Source organism: Petrocella sp. FN5 (assembly GCF_029210395.1).
Taxonomy (GTDB): Bacteria; Bacillota; Clostridia; order Lachnospirales; family Vallitaleaceae; genus Petrocella.
The window spans coordinates 1-2,412 of record NZ_JARGDP010000139.1; the positions used below are offsets into that span (position 1 = coordinate 1).

Consider the following 2,412-nt stretch of genomic DNA (forward strand, 5'->3'; position numbering starts at 1 on the left):
GAGTTCTTTACAAGGCTATAGCTATTTGCTATGATAAGTTGTAAAGAAATAGATTAGAACAATTGGAGAAGATGGTATGTATAATAAAAAACTATGGATATCAATAACAATGACTATTCTTCTTGTGGTCGTAGGTGTAACAAGCTGTAAGAATCAACAGGCTGATCAATATAATAACCAGTTTGACAGGTCTCAAAATGAGGATGAAATTTTCCCATCAAAGCCGATACAGATTGTTGTGCCATATGCTCCGGGAGGAGGAACAGACAGTGTTGCAAGGGCTTTTGCACGAACGGCAAACAATTATTTTGTTGAACCTATTGTTGTAGTCAATAAACTGGGACAGGGTGGTGCAAGAGGTTTAGCAGAAGGTCTTTTTGCTAAACCAGATGGCTATACAGTAACACTTGTTACGACAGAAATTAATACATTAGCAGCTTTCGGGATAATTGATTTTAATTATTCAGATATAGAACCATTGATGTTACTAAATAGTGAAACAGGTGTTGTGGTTGTATCAAAAGATTTTCCCTTTGACACCATTGATGAACTGGTGAAGTATGTAGATACGACAAACAAAGTGTTTACAATTGGTAGTGCAGGTAAAGGTAGTATTTGGAATTTAGCAGCAGGGAAAATTGAAGAAAAAACAGATATTATATTTGAAGATCAATATTATGACGGAACCTCTATTGCAGTGCTGGATGTTTTAGGTGGAAAATTAGATATAGTTATAGCAGGAATTTCAGAAGTTATTGACCATATTGAGAATAATCAAATTAAAGTATTAACAGTACTTTCAGAGGAACGTATAACAGAACTACCTGAGGTGAAAACTTTCAAAGAAAGTGGCTATGATTTCAGTATGAATACATGGAGGGGCTTGGCACTACCAAAAGGCGTTGACCCTGAAATTAGAGATGTTTTACTTGATGGGTTTACTAAAGCAGTTCAAGATCATGATTTTATAGAATTGTTAGCAAAACTGAACCTTCAGTATGATTATAGAGAAAAAAAAACATTTGAAATGTTTATAGAAGAAGATTATTTATTTTACAATAATTTTAAAGAAAGTGCTGAGAATATTAATTAGCAAAAACTTCACAAATTGCCACATAAAAAAGTGTTTCAATTAAACACCTCTTTATATTATTAATGGTTAAGGTGTCAAAACTATATAGTTTTGACACCTTAACCATTGTTTATAGTTTCAAGAAATGTTTTAAGACATAATAGCTTATAGAAGAAGTCAAAGCGCCTAAAGATGAACCCCATATGATATCTACAAGACTAAGAAACCAAGGCCAATCCTTAAGTGTAGCCCAGTTGGTTAAATCATAGGTCGCATAAGTGAAAAATCCAAAGAGCGTTCCATAGAGTAATGCATGACCCATATCATTTGCATTAAGTGCAGGTAATAGAACAAATAACATCATACCTATTATAAAAAGGACATAGAATGTAATAGCTACAGGCCAGTTAGGCTGAGGTGCCATAATGTACCCTAAATGTTTGCTATAAAAGTTCTTAGCAACCACACCCAGCCATATTAAATCTATAATGATAAAGATTGAAAAGGTCACGATAAATATTTTTAAGTAATACATAGAATCACTCCTTACGTGATATGGTTGACTGTATACTTTTAAATATATCACAATACGTGAATAAAGTCAAAAGATTTCAATACATAACATTCAATATCATGGTTAAGGCGTCAAATCCATATAATCTATGTGAATTTAGTAAAACTTAGCTTTGATACATTAAGCATATCATGTGCTTACGACAATAAGTGGATCGATATGATATATAGCCAGTGCTTCATTAACATCTGCGATCTCATAGATCTTATGTTCGATACAAAATTGTACAATAAGATCAAATATTTTTGTTGTATCCAGTGAGAATCCAGCTGTATAGAGCAATGATTCAGTTTCATCAAGGGTTAGTTCTAGGGCTAAACATAATCTTATGACAGTATTAATATCCACATCAATATTAGGATGTAACCGCATATCAATGAAGTGGTCCATGTCAATACCGGCTCGCTCAAAAATATCTGAGTCAAGTGCATTGCTTTCATCGATCAAATTAAAGAGTAGTTCTCTAAAGCTAGGCATATGGTTAAGATAAATATAATCTTCGAGGCTACTCAATGGGTTGTGATCTTCCTTTGAAGTATCAAGTTGCGTATCCAATTGTTTCTCAATATAGGCATTCAATGTGTCGATCAGTGATTGTTCCATGTTAATGGCCTCCCTCTGACGCTAACAAAGCGTTTATTCTCTCATATAATAGTATGGCGCGTTCATAAAAATAAGTTCATGTACGTATTCTTATGTACTGATCATATGATGAGTACATAAATGATTATAACATATCCTTAAAGAGATTATATATTAAAAATAT

3 protein-coding genes are annotated in these 2,412 nt (G+C 33.1%); 1 reads left to right on the plus strand and 2 read right to left on the minus strand.

Annotated features, from left to right (window positions below):
- Positions 1-76 precede the first annotated feature (76 nt).
- Entirely contained in the window at positions 77-1,093 is a 1,017-nt protein-coding gene (locus P0N36_RS14980; RefSeq protein ID WP_275843681.1) for a tripartite tricarboxylate transporter substrate binding protein, read from the plus strand.
- Between the two features lie 109 nt (positions 1,094-1,202).
- On the opposite strand, the gene P0N36_RS14985 is transcribed toward P0N36_RS14980, so the two are convergent.
- Both P0N36_RS14985 and P0N36_RS14990 read right to left on the minus strand, forming a co-directional pair.
- Positions 1,203-1,607: a DUF2177 family protein gene (locus P0N36_RS14985; protein WP_275843682.1), complete on the minus strand. Its 405-nt coding sequence runs from the start codon at positions 1,605-1,607 to the stop codon at positions 1,203-1,205.
- A gap of 168 nt (positions 1,608-1,775) precedes the next feature.
- Positions 1,776-2,249 carry a hypothetical protein gene (locus P0N36_RS14990; protein ID WP_275843683.1) on the minus strand — a complete coding sequence of 158 codons (474 nt, stop codon included), beginning with the start codon at positions 2,247-2,249 and terminating at the stop codon, positions 1,776-1,778.
- Between the last annotated feature and the right edge of the window lie 163 nt (positions 2,250-2,412).